General features: G+C 30.8%; 12 protein-coding genes and 9 tRNA genes. 17 read left to right on the top strand and 4 right to left on the bottom strand.

Annotated features, from left to right (window positions below; all coding sequences use genetic code 11):
- Positions 1 to 3 precede the first annotated feature (3 nt).
- The 3 genes from hemE to hemY are packed head-to-tail and all read left to right on the top strand — an operon-like array spanning position 4 to position 3,444.
- Positions 4 to 1,056 carry a uroporphyrinogen decarboxylase gene (gene hemE / locus ACJTHF_RS04825; RefSeq protein WP_058591054.1) on the top strand — a complete coding sequence of 351 codons (1,053 nt, stop codon included), beginning with the start codon at positions 4 to 6 and terminating at the stop codon, positions 1,054 to 1,056.
- Positions 1,057 to 1,096: 40 nt separating this feature from the next.
- Positions 1,097 to 2,017 carry a ferrochelatase gene (gene hemH, locus ACJTHF_RS04820; RefSeq protein WP_025904824.1) on the top strand — a complete coding sequence of 307 codons (921 nt, stop codon included), beginning with the start codon at positions 1,097 to 1,099 and terminating at the stop codon, positions 2,015 to 2,017.
- Between the two features lie 32 nt (positions 2,018 to 2,049).
- Complete coding sequence (hemY, locus tag ACJTHF_RS04815; protein ID WP_078355948.1) at positions 2,050 to 3,444, top strand: protoporphyrinogen oxidase; 1,395 nt, start codon at positions 2,050 to 2,052, stop codon at positions 3,442 to 3,444.
- Between the two features lie 524 nt (positions 3,445 to 3,968).
- On the opposite strand, the gene ACJTHF_RS04810 is transcribed toward hemY, so the two are convergent.
- Positions 3,969 to 4,484, bottom strand: a complete 516-nt coding sequence (locus ACJTHF_RS04810) for a GNAT family N-acetyltransferase (RefSeq protein WP_078355947.1) — start codon at positions 4,482 to 4,484, stop codon at positions 3,969 to 3,971.
- Between the two features lie 234 nt (positions 4,485 to 4,718).
- Between ACJTHF_RS04810 and ACJTHF_RS04805 the strand changes: the two genes are divergently transcribed.
- The 11 genes from ACJTHF_RS04805 (at position 4,719) to ACJTHF_RS04755 (ending at position 7,796) form a co-directional block, all read left to right on the top strand.
- Positions 4,719 to 5,411 (top strand): DUF5986 family protein, encoded by a 693-nt coding sequence (locus ACJTHF_RS04805; RefSeq protein WP_078355946.1) that lies wholly within the window; start codon positions 4,719 to 4,721, stop codon positions 5,409 to 5,411.
- 19 nt (positions 5,412 to 5,430) lie between these two features.
- Positions 5,431 to 6,597 carry an XRE family transcriptional regulator gene (locus ACJTHF_RS04800; RefSeq protein WP_078355945.1) on the top strand — a complete coding sequence of 389 codons (1,167 nt, stop codon included), beginning with the start codon at positions 5,431 to 5,433 and terminating at the stop codon, positions 6,595 to 6,597.
- A 312-nt stretch (positions 6,598 to 6,909) separates the two neighbouring features.
- Positions 6,910 to 6,984 (top strand) — tRNA-Glu (locus ACJTHF_RS04795).
- Positions 6,985 to 7,071: 87 nt separating this feature from the next.
- Positions 7,072 to 7,145 (top strand) — tRNA-Met (locus ACJTHF_RS04790).
- A gap of 14 nt (positions 7,146 to 7,159) precedes the next feature.
- A tRNA-Asp gene (locus tag ACJTHF_RS04785) sits at positions 7,160 to 7,235 on the top strand.
- Between the two features lie 10 nt (positions 7,236 to 7,245).
- Positions 7,246 to 7,318: transfer RNA gene (locus ACJTHF_RS04780), tRNA-Phe, on the top strand.
- A 20-nt stretch (positions 7,319 to 7,338) separates the two neighbouring features.
- Positions 7,339 to 7,414, top strand: a tRNA-His gene (locus ACJTHF_RS04775).
- Positions 7,415 to 7,434: 20 nt separating this feature from the next.
- Positions 7,435 to 7,508: transfer RNA gene (locus ACJTHF_RS04770), tRNA-Gly, on the top strand.
- Between the two features lie 7 nt (positions 7,509 to 7,515).
- Positions 7,516 to 7,590: transfer RNA gene (locus tag ACJTHF_RS04765), tRNA-Asn, on the top strand.
- A 3-nt stretch (positions 7,591 to 7,593) separates the two neighbouring features.
- A tRNA-Glu gene (locus tag ACJTHF_RS04760) sits at positions 7,594 to 7,665 on the top strand.
- A gap of 42 nt (positions 7,666 to 7,707) precedes the next feature.
- A tRNA-Ser gene (locus ACJTHF_RS04755) sits at positions 7,708 to 7,796 on the top strand.
- A 148-nt stretch (positions 7,797 to 7,944) separates the two neighbouring features.
- Here ACJTHF_RS04755 and ACJTHF_RS04750 read toward each other — a convergent pair.
- A complete protein-coding gene (locus tag ACJTHF_RS04750) occupies positions 7,945 to 8,538 on the bottom strand; it encodes an NUDIX hydrolase (protein ID WP_078355944.1) in 594 nt (197 codons plus the stop codon).
- A 214-nt stretch (positions 8,539 to 8,752) separates the two neighbouring features.
- Here ACJTHF_RS04750 and ACJTHF_RS04745 point away from each other — a divergent pair, with 214 nt between their 5' ends.
- Together ACJTHF_RS04745 and ACJTHF_RS04740 are read left to right on the top strand one after the other, a co-directional pair.
- Positions 8,753 to 9,268 (top strand): Panacea domain-containing protein, encoded by a 516-nt coding sequence (locus tag ACJTHF_RS04745; RefSeq protein WP_078355943.1) that lies wholly within the window; start codon positions 8,753 to 8,755, stop codon positions 9,266 to 9,268.
- Entirely contained in the window at positions 9,255 to 9,569 is a 315-nt protein-coding gene (locus tag ACJTHF_RS04740; protein WP_078355942.1) for a hypothetical protein, read from the top strand. The genes ACJTHF_RS04745 and ACJTHF_RS04740 overlap by 14 nt, the downstream gene beginning before the upstream one ends.
- A gap of 34 nt (positions 9,570 to 9,603) precedes the next feature.
- On the opposite strand, the gene ACJTHF_RS04735 is transcribed toward ACJTHF_RS04740, so the two are convergent.
- Positions 9,604 to 10,683: a PolC-type DNA polymerase III gene (locus tag ACJTHF_RS04735; RefSeq protein WP_171992076.1), complete on the bottom strand. Its 1,080-nt coding sequence runs from the start codon at positions 10,681 to 10,683 to the stop codon at positions 9,604 to 9,606.
- Between the two features lie 603 nt (positions 10,684 to 11,286).
- Between ACJTHF_RS04735 and ACJTHF_RS04730 the strand changes: the two genes are divergently transcribed.
- Positions 11,287 to 11,961 (top strand): type 1 glutamine amidotransferase, encoded by a 675-nt coding sequence (locus ACJTHF_RS04730; protein ID WP_078355940.1) that lies wholly within the window; start codon positions 11,287 to 11,289, stop codon positions 11,959 to 11,961.
- 78 nt (positions 11,962 to 12,039) lie between these two features.
- Here the strand turns inward: ACJTHF_RS04730 and ACJTHF_RS04725 are convergent, their stop codons facing one another.
- On the bottom strand, positions 12,040 to 12,909 hold the full coding sequence (locus tag ACJTHF_RS04725; RefSeq protein WP_078355939.1) for a DMT family transporter: 870 nt from the start codon (positions 12,907 to 12,909) through the stop codon (positions 12,040 to 12,042).
- Positions 12,910 to 12,920 lie beyond the last annotated feature (11 nt).

The following is a 12,920-nucleotide window of genomic DNA, read 5'->3' as shown; positions in this document are numbered from 1 at the left end:
TAAATGAGTGTACCGTTTAACGATACAATTTTAAAAGCAGCAAAGGGAGAAAAAACATCTCATACTCCAGTTTGGTTTATGAGGCAAGCAGGTAGATCACAGCCTGAATACAGAAAAATTAAAGAAAAGTATTCACTATTTGAAATTACACATCAACCAGAACTTTGTGCATATGTTACAAAATTACCAGTAGACCAATATAATACTGATGCTGCAATTTTATATAAAGATATTATGACACCTTTAACTGGAATTGGTGTAGATGTAGAAATAAAATCTGGAATAGGACCTGTTATACATAACCCTATTAAAGACATTTCTGATATTAATCGATTAGGTCAAATTAATCCTGAAGAAGACGTGAAATATGTCTTAGATACGATTAAACTTTTAACAGAAGAACAACTTAACGTACCATTAATAGGATTTACAGGCGCACCATTCACATTAGCGAGCTATATGATTGAAGGTGGACCATCTAAAAATTATAATAAGACTAAAGCGTTTATGTATAAACAGCCAGAAGCTTGGTTTAAATTAATGGATACATTAGCTGATATGGCAATTCGCTATACACATGCTCAAATTGATGCTGGATGTAAGATGATTCAAGTATTCGATTCATGGGTAGGTGCGTTAAATGCTGAAGATTATCATTATTTCATTAGACCATCTATGAATAAAATTTTTGCAGCAATTAAAGAAAAGAACGTACCTGTTACAACATTTGGTGTTGGAGCAAGCCATTTAATAGAAGAATGGAATCAATTACCGGTTGATGTAATCGGGCTAGATTGGCGCTTACAAATCAAAGAAGCTAGGGAAAAAGGTATTACTAAGACGTTACAAGGCAACTTAGATCCAGCTATTTTACTAGCACCATGGGAAGTTATTGAACAAAGACTCGTTCAAATATTGGATCAAGGTTTAGTAGACCATAATTATATCTTTAATCTTGGACATGGTGTCTTTCCAGAAGTACAACCTGATACATTGAGAAGAGTTGCTCAGTTTGTGCATGATTATTCAGCAAAATATAAATTACAACAAAGATAGGTTATTAAACAGCTTAATTATATTAAAGGGAGTATAGAAGATGAATAAAAAAGTGGGACTTTTAGTTATGGCATATGGTACACCTTATAAAGAAAGTGACATTGTGCCTTATTACACACACATTAGACATGGTCGTAAGCCATCTGATGAGCAAATTGAAGACTTAAAAGGACGTTATAAAGCGATTGGTGGTATTTCACCATTAGCAGGTACAACAGAGAAACAAGCAGAAAGTTTACTTGGCGCATTAAATGAAGCATATGAAGATGTTGAATTTAAATTATACATTGGTTTAAAACATATTCATCCATTTATTGAAGATGCAGTAGAACAAATGCATAATGATGGTATTGAAGAAGCGGTTACGATTGTATTAGCACCTCATTATTCTAATTTCTCAGTTGGAAGTTATAATAAACGTGCTCAAGAAGAAGCTGATAAATACGGTATTTCAATGCATCACGTTGAGCAATTTTATAATGAACCGGCATTCATTTCTTACTGGACAAACATGATTGATGAAACATTACAAACAATTCCAGAAGAAAGTCATGATGAAACAGTATTAATCGTTTCAGCGCACAGTTTGCCTGAAAAAATTAAAAAAGCAAACGACCCATATCCTGATCAATTAGAAGAAACTGCTAAAATTTTAAGTGAAGAATCTAACATTAAACATGTATCAGTAGGTTGGCAATCAGAAGGTCAAACTGGAGAACCTTGGTTAGGACCAGATGTTCAAGATTTAACGAGAGACTTATACAATGAACATGGCTATAAACACTTTATATATACACCAGTAGGATTTGTATGTGAACATTTAGAAGTATTATATGACAACGACTATGAATGTAAAGTTGTTTGTGATGAATTAGGCGTGAAATATCACAGACCACCAATGCCAAATATTGATCCTAAATTTATAGAAGCAATGGTATCAGCAATTAAGAAAAAATTCTAATTCGATATTCGAATAAGAAAGAAGTGTTAAGTATGTCAAAACGAATTGCAATAATAGGGGCAGGGATAACTGGGTTATCTGCTGCCCATTATTTAAGAAGAGATTATCCAGATGCACAAATTGATGTATATGAACAATCAGACAGAGTAGGCGGCAAAATTAAAACGTATCGTAAAAATGGTTATACAATTGAACTAGGGCCAGAATCATACTTAGGTAGAAAAACAATTATGACAGAATTGGCTGAAGAAATTGGGATTGCTGATGATTTAGTAACAAATAAAACAGGGCAATCATATATTTACAGCCATAATAAGTTATATCCAATACCAGGTGGTTCAATTATGGGTATACCTACAGAAATTAAACCATTTCTTAAAACACAATTGATTTCTCCAGCAGCTAAATTAAGAGCGGGTTTAGATTATTTCTTACCTGTTAAACCGATGCATACAGATATATCAATCGGCCATTTCTTTAGACAAAGATTAGGTGATGAAGTATTAGAAAACTTAATCGAACCTTTAATGGCAGGTATTTATGGTGCAAATATTGATAAATTAAGCTTAAAAACAACATTTCCTCATTTTAAAGAACAAGAAGAAAAAGAGGGTGGCTTAATAAAAGGTATGATAGCTCAAAAAGCTAAAAATAATGCCGATAAAAAAGTAACAGTCAAACCAAAAGGCCAATTTAAACAATTTAGACATGGCCTTGAATCATTCATTCAAACTTTAAGTGATAGTCTTGAAAATAAAGGTGTTCAAATACATTTAAATGCTTCAGTTCAAAATTTAGTAGAAAAAGATAATAAAACAATTTTAACTATAAATAATGAAGAACACGAATATGATGGTGTAATCGTTACAATACCACACCAACATTTCGTTAAATGGTTTGAAGATGATCTTAAATTGGATTACTTTAACTATATGCCTTCAACAAGTGTTGCAACAGTTGTTATGGCATTTGATAAGGATCAAGTCGTTAATGATAAAGACGGAACTGGATTTGTAATCGCAAGAACAAGTGATACAGCCATCACAGCTTGTACATGGACAAATAAAAAATGGCCACATACAACACCAGAAGGAAAAGTCTTATTAAGAGCGTATGTAGGTAAACCAGGCTCAAATATTATTCATCATAAAGACGAAGAACAATTGAAACAAGTCGCTCTAAATGATCTGAATAAAATCATGACGATAAAAGGAGAACCAGAATTCTCTATCGTAACGAAATTACCACACAGCATGCCTCAATATGAAGTCGGTCATATCGATCGTATTCGAGATATACAAGAACATATCGATCAGAATTATCATAACCTTATCATAACAGGTGCATCATTTGATGCAGTCGGATTACCAGATTGTGTACAAATGGCTAAGAACGCTAGTGACAAGATGATAGAGTATTTGAATTAAATAGTTGTAAGTAGATAGTGCGCGGAAGTGCATGGAAGAGGATGGAAGCGTATTGAAGCGGGACAGAAATTCTAATTTAACATTAGAATTTCTGTTTTTTTGTTGTTGGAGGAGGCTGAATGTTGCTAGTGGAGCGTGACAAGCAATATTGGAGGTCTGAATGTTGCTAGTGGAGTGTGACAAGCAACATAGAGCCGCTGTAAATTGCAAGACTAACCAAACAAGCAACATAGAGCCGCTGTAAATTGCAAGATTGAACAAACAAGCAACATAGAGCCGCTGTAAATTGCAAGATTGAACAAACAAGCAACATAGAGCCGCTGTAAATTGCAAGATTTAGTAAACAAACAACATAGAGTCGTTGTAAATTGCAAGACTGGCCAAACAAGCAACATAGAGCCATTGTAAGTTGCAAGACTGAGTAAACAAGCAATTTAGAATCGTCGTATATTACAAGATTGAGTAAACAAGCTAGATATCAGAAGTAATTTAGATACTAATTAATAATAAGAATATAATTTTGGTTATCGATTTGCTTTATTCCATTCCATATAGAAATATGAATCTTCTTGCTTAAAAATTTTAAATCCACATTTTTTATATGATTTAATAGCCCTAATATTATTAATTTTTACATCTAATACAATTGAATCCACATTAAGTTCTAATACTAAGTAATTTAATATCATTTTTATGAATTCTGTACCTATTCCTTTACCCCATATAGAGCGATCTGCTAAAAATTGGTCAATACCATATACATTAAGTTCTAAATCAAAATTTAACTTTTTATGTAGAGAAGAATCAATTTTATAAAACTGCATATAGCCGACTGCAACATTATTAATCTCTAAAATACAAGGTGTTACTTTACCAGTATCATTTATACGTGGTAAGTATTTTTTTATAATTGCATCATTATTTTCAAATCTTTCATCATAAATCTTTGTTAAATCTTTATTGTTAAACCATTTTATTAAATTAGATAAGTCACTTTGTTCCATGTTTCGTATTGTCATATTCTTGTTTTTAATTAACATAAAATTTCATCCTTTAAAAATTGGCTGATAATTAATTCACTAAAATAATGATGTATTTTTTAATGAGTTATTTTCATAGTACATTTGAATGATTTTTATTACAACAGTTAATATAGAAGAATAACTATATGTAAATAGTTGACTTTTTTTAAGAAAAAAGTTAAATTATATATATAATTTATGAAAATGTACATTTGTGGTATATTGTATTTAAACTAACTAAGGGGGCAAATTATGATTAAAACTAGTAATGAAAGTATAAAATTTTTAGTAGACAGTTGTATTAACCCAGACACAGATGCATTAAAAAGTCAGGCAGTAAGTGTTGGTAAAAAGAGAAAGGAACATACACATAATTCAAAATGGTTTAGTACTTGGGATATTAGATATAATAAAATAGTTGACTGGGGTGGAGAACATGGGTTTGAATCAATTAAAATATCTAGAGGTAATTTATGGGAAGCAATAGGAGCTTATCATAGAGAAAATAAAGAGTTATTTTTAGTTTTTAAAAAGCCAAACTTAAATAAAATTATCAAGTATCCTTTTAATGGACATTATGCTTCAATTGCTAGTGTTGTTAATGGTGATTTGCCAAATATTCAAACAGAACTATTTGAATTAAACTCAACTGAAGAAGAACGAATTGTTGAGTATGAAAAAATGAATGAAGAATTAATAGGAAAGTTTGATATTAAGCCTGAAAGAGTGATACTATGTGGTTTTTCACAATTTTCATTTGAAGCAATAATAGTGAACAAATGGCAACAACTGGCATACACTTTTGATTACTCTGAGCTGATTGATCATTCTTATAATGAAGAATCAAAAGAGCAACCTGAAATTGATCCACCTAAAGACAGCAAAAAGAAAAATATATCAAAAACAAGAGAACCTAAGCCTAGAATAAAAGGGTTGAAGAAATAATAGATTAGGGTGAAATAATATGAATTCATCTTTTAATGGTGAAAGACTTAAGGAAGCAAGATTATTTAATAAATTATCTATAACTGAGCTAGCAGAGAAATTAAATGTCACAAAACAAATGATTTCTAAATATGAAAACGGGAAAAGTATACCAAGTACTGAAAAATCATTATTATTAAACGGTATTTTAAATTATCCACGTGAATTTTTTTACACTAAAGAAAATTTTAATTATGAAAGTAAAGGAACATTTTTCAGATCTAGATTAACTGCAACAAGGAAATCAAAGATACCAGCAGAGTATCTATTAAAATATTCAATTGTAGTTAGAGATTTTCTAGATGAATATATAGAATTTCCACAATTAATTGAAGTAGATAAATTTTCAGATCAAAATGATATCGAAAAAATAACTTTAAAACTTAGAGAAATAATGAATTTACATGATGATCCAATTGAAGATATGATAGAAGTTGTAGAATTAATGGGGATAATAGCTGTCAAATTTGGATATGATGAGGAAAAAGTAGACGCATTTAGTGCGTTAACTGAATTAAATAATAAATCTTATTTTACGATTGTTACTGGGAATTCTAGATCTTTCTTTAGACAACAATTTAGTTTAGCTCATGAAATAGGACATTGGGTATTACATCAAGACTACATTCCAGAGGAATTAGATAAAGAAGAATACAAAGTAATGGAACAAGAAGCAAATGCATTTGCTGCATCCTTTTTGATGCCCTCACAAAGTTTTAGTGAGGATTTTAAAAGTATAAACTTAAATTTACCAAACTTATTAAATTTAAAAAGAAAATGGAATGTATCAATAGCTGCAATAATTGAAAGAGCTCATCAATTAAACCTATTAAGTATAGATAAGAAATCTCAATTATATAGAAAAATGAATTATCATAAGTGGAGAAACCCTGAGCCTCTAGATTCAGATACACCTGTTACTGAACCCTTGGCGTTATCACAAGCAATTGAATTATTAATAGATGAAAATATCTTAACAGGTTATGAAATAAAAAAGCACATAATGGAAAAATATAATCTGTATATTTCACAAAAAATGTTAGCAGAAGTATGTAACACATCCGAAAGTATTTTTAATCATAGAAACAAGTTAGAATTAAATATTAAGATGAAAAAATTCACTAAGAATATCGATGAATATAATTAAGACAGGTAGCAATTTAGCTGCCTGTCTTATTTTAAGACTCAATGAATTAATGGGTAAAATAGATATACTGTATATGCATGAATTAAAATTACAATTTCTAAAAATCTTTTTTATGATCACTTTTTTCAATAAAAATCATGAATAAATAATACTTCTAAAGATAAAAAAGAGGGTGTTTTGAATGATTATTTCTCCCTTTAGTGACAATTGTCACATAGATGTTAAAAGTTCAAATTTTTTATTAAGAAAAGTAAAGAAATAGCATTGACGTTCTTAATATTTCTATATATACTTAAGTAGTTCTCAATTAGAGGCCCCTTGGTCAAGCGGTTAAGACACCGCCCTTTCACGGCGGTAACACGGGTTCGAATCCCGTAGGGGTCACCATTTTCAATAAAAAATTATTAAAATTTTATTGACATAATATTAATGAATGTGTTATATTAATAAGGTAGCCAAATTACTTATTATTAGCGCGGGATGGAGCAGTTCGGTAGCTCGTCGGGCTCATAACCCGAAGGTCGGTGGTTCAAATCCGCCTCCCGCAATACTTTTTAATGATGGTCCCGTGGTGTAGCGGTTAACATGCCTGCCTGTCACGCAGGAGATCGCGGGTTCGATTCCCGTCGGGACCGCCATTTTTATTTTGGCTCAGTAGCTCAGTCGGTAGAGCAAAGGACTGAAAATCCTTGTGTCGGCGGTTCGATTCCGTCCTGAGCCATACTTTTTTAAACAAGTATGGCGATTGTGGCGAAGTGGTTAACGCATCGGATTGTGGTTCCGACATTCGTGGGTTCGATTCCCATCAGTCGCCCCATATATATATTATTTACTTAAGCGGGTGTAGTTTAGTGGTAAAACCTCAGCCTTCCAAGCTGATGTTGTCGGTTCGATTCCGATCACCCGCTCCATTATTATTCCACAGTAGCTCAGTGGTAGAGCTATCGGCTGTTAACCGATCGGTCGTAGGTTCGAGTCCTACCTGTGGAGCCATAAGGCCCCTTGGTCAAGCGGTTAAGACACCGCCCTTTCACGGCGGTAACACGGGTTCGAATCCCGTAGGGGTCATATAATCAGAGGTGAAATATCGCTTCTGATTTTTTTGTTTGTGGAGAGTTGTCCGAGTTGGCCGAAGGAGCACGCCTGGAAAGTGTGTAGGCGTCACAAGCGTCTCGAGGGTTCGAATCCCTCACTCTCCGTTTGTACCTTAATAATCAACTAATCCAAGACGTTGATATTGCTGGATTTTCTTGCATTTGGTAAGTTGATCCGTTTGAGCAAGTGTCAAAAAAGTGTCTAGAGAAAATTTCTCTTACTTTTTGACACTTGCTCTTTTTTATTACTTAATTATTCAATAATCGTATGATTTATTCTATTTTCAAAGCATTCTTTAATTTGTTTTGTTGTATTTCTTTTAGTCGATAGTTCAGGTAAATTATTGATTCCAAAGTATTTAACTGAACTGGTTTCAACACTTGTTGTTAATTCTCCACTAACTCTATTACAGAAATAAATTAGCTTATAATAATGATTTAATGAATTGTCTGGATTAGATTTATTTGTATCATAAACTGCAATAAGATTACTAACAGAAATCTTTAATCCAGTTTCTTCTTTGACTTCCTTGATAACGTTTTCTACTGGTGAAATTCCGATATCTGCAAATCCACCTGGAAGTGACCAAGTTTTACTCGTTGCGTCTTCGACAAGCAATATATTGTCATTGTCATCTAGTATTACCGCTCTTACATCTACTTTAGGTGTGGGATATCCTTTTTCTTTTTCAAAGTGAATATTATTATTAGTTAGGTTTGAATTTATAAATTCTTGAGTAATGTTATAAATATCATTAAAACGTTCTATATCATAAGGATCATTAGAATAATTGATCCCAGAATTTGATATAGCCAATAATCTTTGAAATAACTCTGTTTCTTTCATTTTTTCACCTCTTTAAATGGGTTTACCTATATGATACTAGATTAATGATTAGGAAACTAATAAAAAAGGTTGCATTTCTTAAATGAAATAGTGGATAAATATTTACGCGAAATAAGGATTAGGATAAGCTCTTAATCGTTTTTTAAATTTGTATATTTTGATATTAACTTATAGTCTAAAATATTATATTATAAATGAGATAGGAGTGATTTTAATGGCAGATGTTAAAGATGTTGCTAATTACCTTATATACTCATATGAACTTAAAACTGGTACTAAGTTTGAAAATAACGAATTGAAATTACAAAAGTTAATATATTTTACACAAAGAGAACCTTTAGCTTTAACGGGCGAGGTTCTTTTTAATGACAGAATCGAAGGGTGGAAATTTGGTCCGGTTATACCTAAATTAAGGTATTATTTAGATGAAATGTATGAACCAAGCGATACTGATAAATTAAATGATACTGAAAAATATGTCATTAATAATGTTATCTCTCAATATGGCATGTATTCTGGTTGGTATCTAAGAGAACTATCCCATCATGAAAAATGTTGGAAAAAAAGTAGAATTAATTTGAACAATAATGAGATAGGGAATAGAGAAATAACACCAGAGGATATAATCGAAGATGCTAAAAGCATTGGGCTATACAATCATGTTTATGATATGTACATAGATGAATTTGAAGATTTAAATGAGGAGGAAGTTCATCTTGGATTTAGTTAATACTCCTCGTGATTTAATTAATAAAATAGTATATGCAAGTTTTCCATATTTTGATTTAAAAACAAATAAAAAAGGCAATAAATTACGGCCAGTATTAATCATTGGTGCTGAAAAAGATTGCTTTGAATGTGATTTAACGATGTTACCAATATCTACTGTTTCTAATAAAATGAATTTACATTCTGTTTATTCTAAAGATATTGTTACTTCAAAAAAATTTGACGACTTATCAATAACTTATCAGGCGAAACTTAAAGAAATTAAATTTAAAGTATCGGAATTCAATAAGACTTTATTTTAACTCCAAAATGATACTTATATTACTACTTTATTGATCACTGTCTACTCATCAAAAGTAATAGTAAGTTCCCGGTTGCTCTACAATCATTAATTGCGTTATGTGATTCGCCATCGTCTAAATTGAAATGTTCTTTTAAAGTTTGTAGTTTGTGATTAGGTGTTTCTCTGATTAGTTTTCTTGAAAAAGTAAGTGTGTCGATAACTCTCAATTTCTCGTGTTCAATATTATTGATCTGGAGTTGGTAAAGTAAGAACTTCATATCAAATGGTGCATTATGTGCGACTATCGTTCTTCTTCTAATGATATTATATAATTCCTCTAATTCATTCTTTCCTAAACTAGGTTTATCTTCTAAAAACTCATTTGTAATACCTGTGATTTTTTCTATTCTTTTACTTATTGGTTTACTTGGTTTGAAGTATTCATTATATTCACTTATGATTTTTCCATCTTCGTATTCAATAATGCCACATTGTATAATTTCGTTTTCGTTATATTTTAAACCTGTAGTTTCGAAATCTAGAACAATAAAGGAATCTGTTAATTTTCGTACTTTTGTATAACTTAAATCCACTGAATTATTTGAACGATTATAAGTACTTCTTGGCGCACGATAGGGTGGTATATAAGATTTTTGATTATGCATATTATCAAGAAGCACGCGATTCTCTTCATTTAATTTAATGATTTCATTTCTTAATTGAAAATTTTCTTTAATCAATTGTTCATTTTTATGTTGAAGTGCTTTTATATCATCATTGTTATAATGATTATTCTCTCTTTCTAGCTTTAAAGTTTTGTAAAATACTTGAATTGCATGAACTGGATCACTCGATGAAAAAGAAAAGATTAACATTCGATTTTCACCATAATCTAAAATTAATTTACTAGAAATAAAGTTTTCTATTGTATCTAATGAAACAATCTCTGACCACGGGATTTGAAAAGTTAAATTTGCTTTATGCTGCACTAATATAATTTCTTGTATTGTCACAAATATTGAACCTATTACATACTCTTTATCAATCTTAGTTGATGTTTCAGATTCTAGTAAGACCTCAACTTCAGGGAATTTAGATTGAAACAACATTTTATCTATTTTTTTAGCTTTCAATATCATTTCACCCTTTCTAATTATTTATAACGCTAGTGAACACGAGTATTTATAAAAGTATATTAGTCTTCTTTCTTTTTAATACTAAAAATTAATAAAACAAGTGGAACACTAAACATTACAGGCATTATAAAAATAAGTGGCAAAGTCATAAGAGCCATGTATAAAAAAGTGCTGTCTAATGTGTATTTGGACATGTGTATCATTCCTTTGAAATTATTTATTTTTTATCCATTTCAGAGAAAATATATTATAATAGAGTTGTTAAAGTATGATAATTCAATGTGATAGATAACAGATAAAATCGCTAAAATCATACGAAATATAAGATTTGGAGTTGATCACATTGTCAAATATTACAAGAATAAGGATCAGAACGGTTTTGAACTATACCACTGGTATAGCATTACTTGGTTTAACGTTTTATTTACTATTTTTATTGTAACCTTGTTAAGATATATGGGCAAAACAAAGGCTAGGACTGATGTAAAAAAGTCCTAGCCTTTAATTTTTCTGAAATAAAGGATTTTCACATTATTTTGCTTAAATGGCTTATAATATAGTTATTAGAATTTGTTAATTATATAAGGAGTTGCGTATTTTATGAGAATAAATGTTTTACAACATACGCCAAATGAAGGTGTTGGGTCAATAGGTGATTGGGCTAAAGAAAGAGGACATGATTTGTATATTTATCATCCGTATTTTTATAATGGTGTATTACCTTCTGCTGAAGAAACTGATTTACTAATTATTTTGGGCGGTCCAATGAGTCCGAATGATACAGATGATTGGATTTTTAAAGAAAGAGAGTTAATAAGAGAGTTATTGAAAGATAACAAACCAATGTTTGGAGCTTGCTATGGTGCTCAACAAATAACAAAAGCAATAGGTTATACAGTGAGTAAATCACCAGTAAAAGAAGTGGGCTGGGATAAAGTTTACATTGAAAGTGATACTATACCGGATCTACCGAAAGAATTAATGGCATTGCATTGGCATGAAGAAACATTCCAAATTCCTAAAAATGCAGAATTGCTATTTTCAAGTGAGTACTTAACAAACCAAGGCTTCTTATTAAAAGATAATGTTATTGGCTTACAATTTCATTTTGAACCTGGACCTTTTGATGTTAAAGAAATTGTTACGAATGACTTTTCTTATGCAGTAGATTCTGTATTGAATCAAACACCTAAAGAAATAATTGACTATGAAGTACCTAAAGTAAATAAAGATGTGATGTTTAAATTATTAGATTTTATAACAAAAAGTAAATAATATATTTATTAATATCAAATCAAAACAAAGGCTAGGACTTTTTTATTTAAGTCCTAGCCTTTAAATATTCTTAAATATTCATGTCACTTCAGTTTTCTGTGCTTTTAAGAAGAAATACACACCTAAGAGTACGATACCGATACCGAGTATTTGTACGTATCCTAAGTATTCTTTAAGGATAAATATTGCTAGTATTGAGGCGCCTACGGGTTCTAATAGCATGCTCATTGATATGGTTGTTGGATTGATTATATTTAAGAGATAATTAAATATGACGTGTGCTATTGTTGGGAAAATTGCCAATGATATAAATAAGAGCCATTCTTTCATTGAATAGTTTACTAATGTAGCATGCGTAATGATGTTATAAATGAGTAAAAAAACGCCTGCTAAGAAGAACACAATGATGCTATAAAACCAATGTGTGAGTTTGAGCATTGCATTCTTTCCGATCATTAGGTAACACACTATAGATATTACGCTTAATAAGGACAATACATTACCAATCATTACAGTTAAGTCAGTTAAATTAAAGTCGCCCCAACTTACGATTACAACACCGATAAATGATATTAAAATTGTACTCAAAACTTTTAGCATTATTTTTTCTTTATAAAATAAGAAACTTGCGATAATCGCAATAATGGGTTGTAAAGATAATATGACTGTTGAACTAGCAACGGTTGTTAATTTTAATGAACCAAACCATAATCCGAAATGAAGTGCTAAAAATAGACCGGCTAATACAAGATATAGAAAATCTTTAATACTTAATTTAAAGATTTCTTTTTTATATCGATATGCAAAAGGTACTAGTAAGATGACTGCTATAAACATCCTGTTCATGCTTATCACGCTAGAAGGGGCGTTTGATAGCTTTACCAATATTGCAGCTAGTGAAATGGCAATAACTGAAATAAGTAACAATATATTTGTCTGTTTGTTCATAAGCAAAACCT

The sequence above is a fragment of the Mammaliicoccus sp. RAM2 genome, assembly GCF_045897195.1.
GTDB classification, from domain to species: Bacteria; Bacillota; Bacilli; order Staphylococcales; family Staphylococcaceae; genus Mammaliicoccus; species Mammaliicoccus sciuri.
Note: the sequence above shows the minus strand (reverse complement) of the source record. Positions and strands in the feature narration are given on the sequence as shown.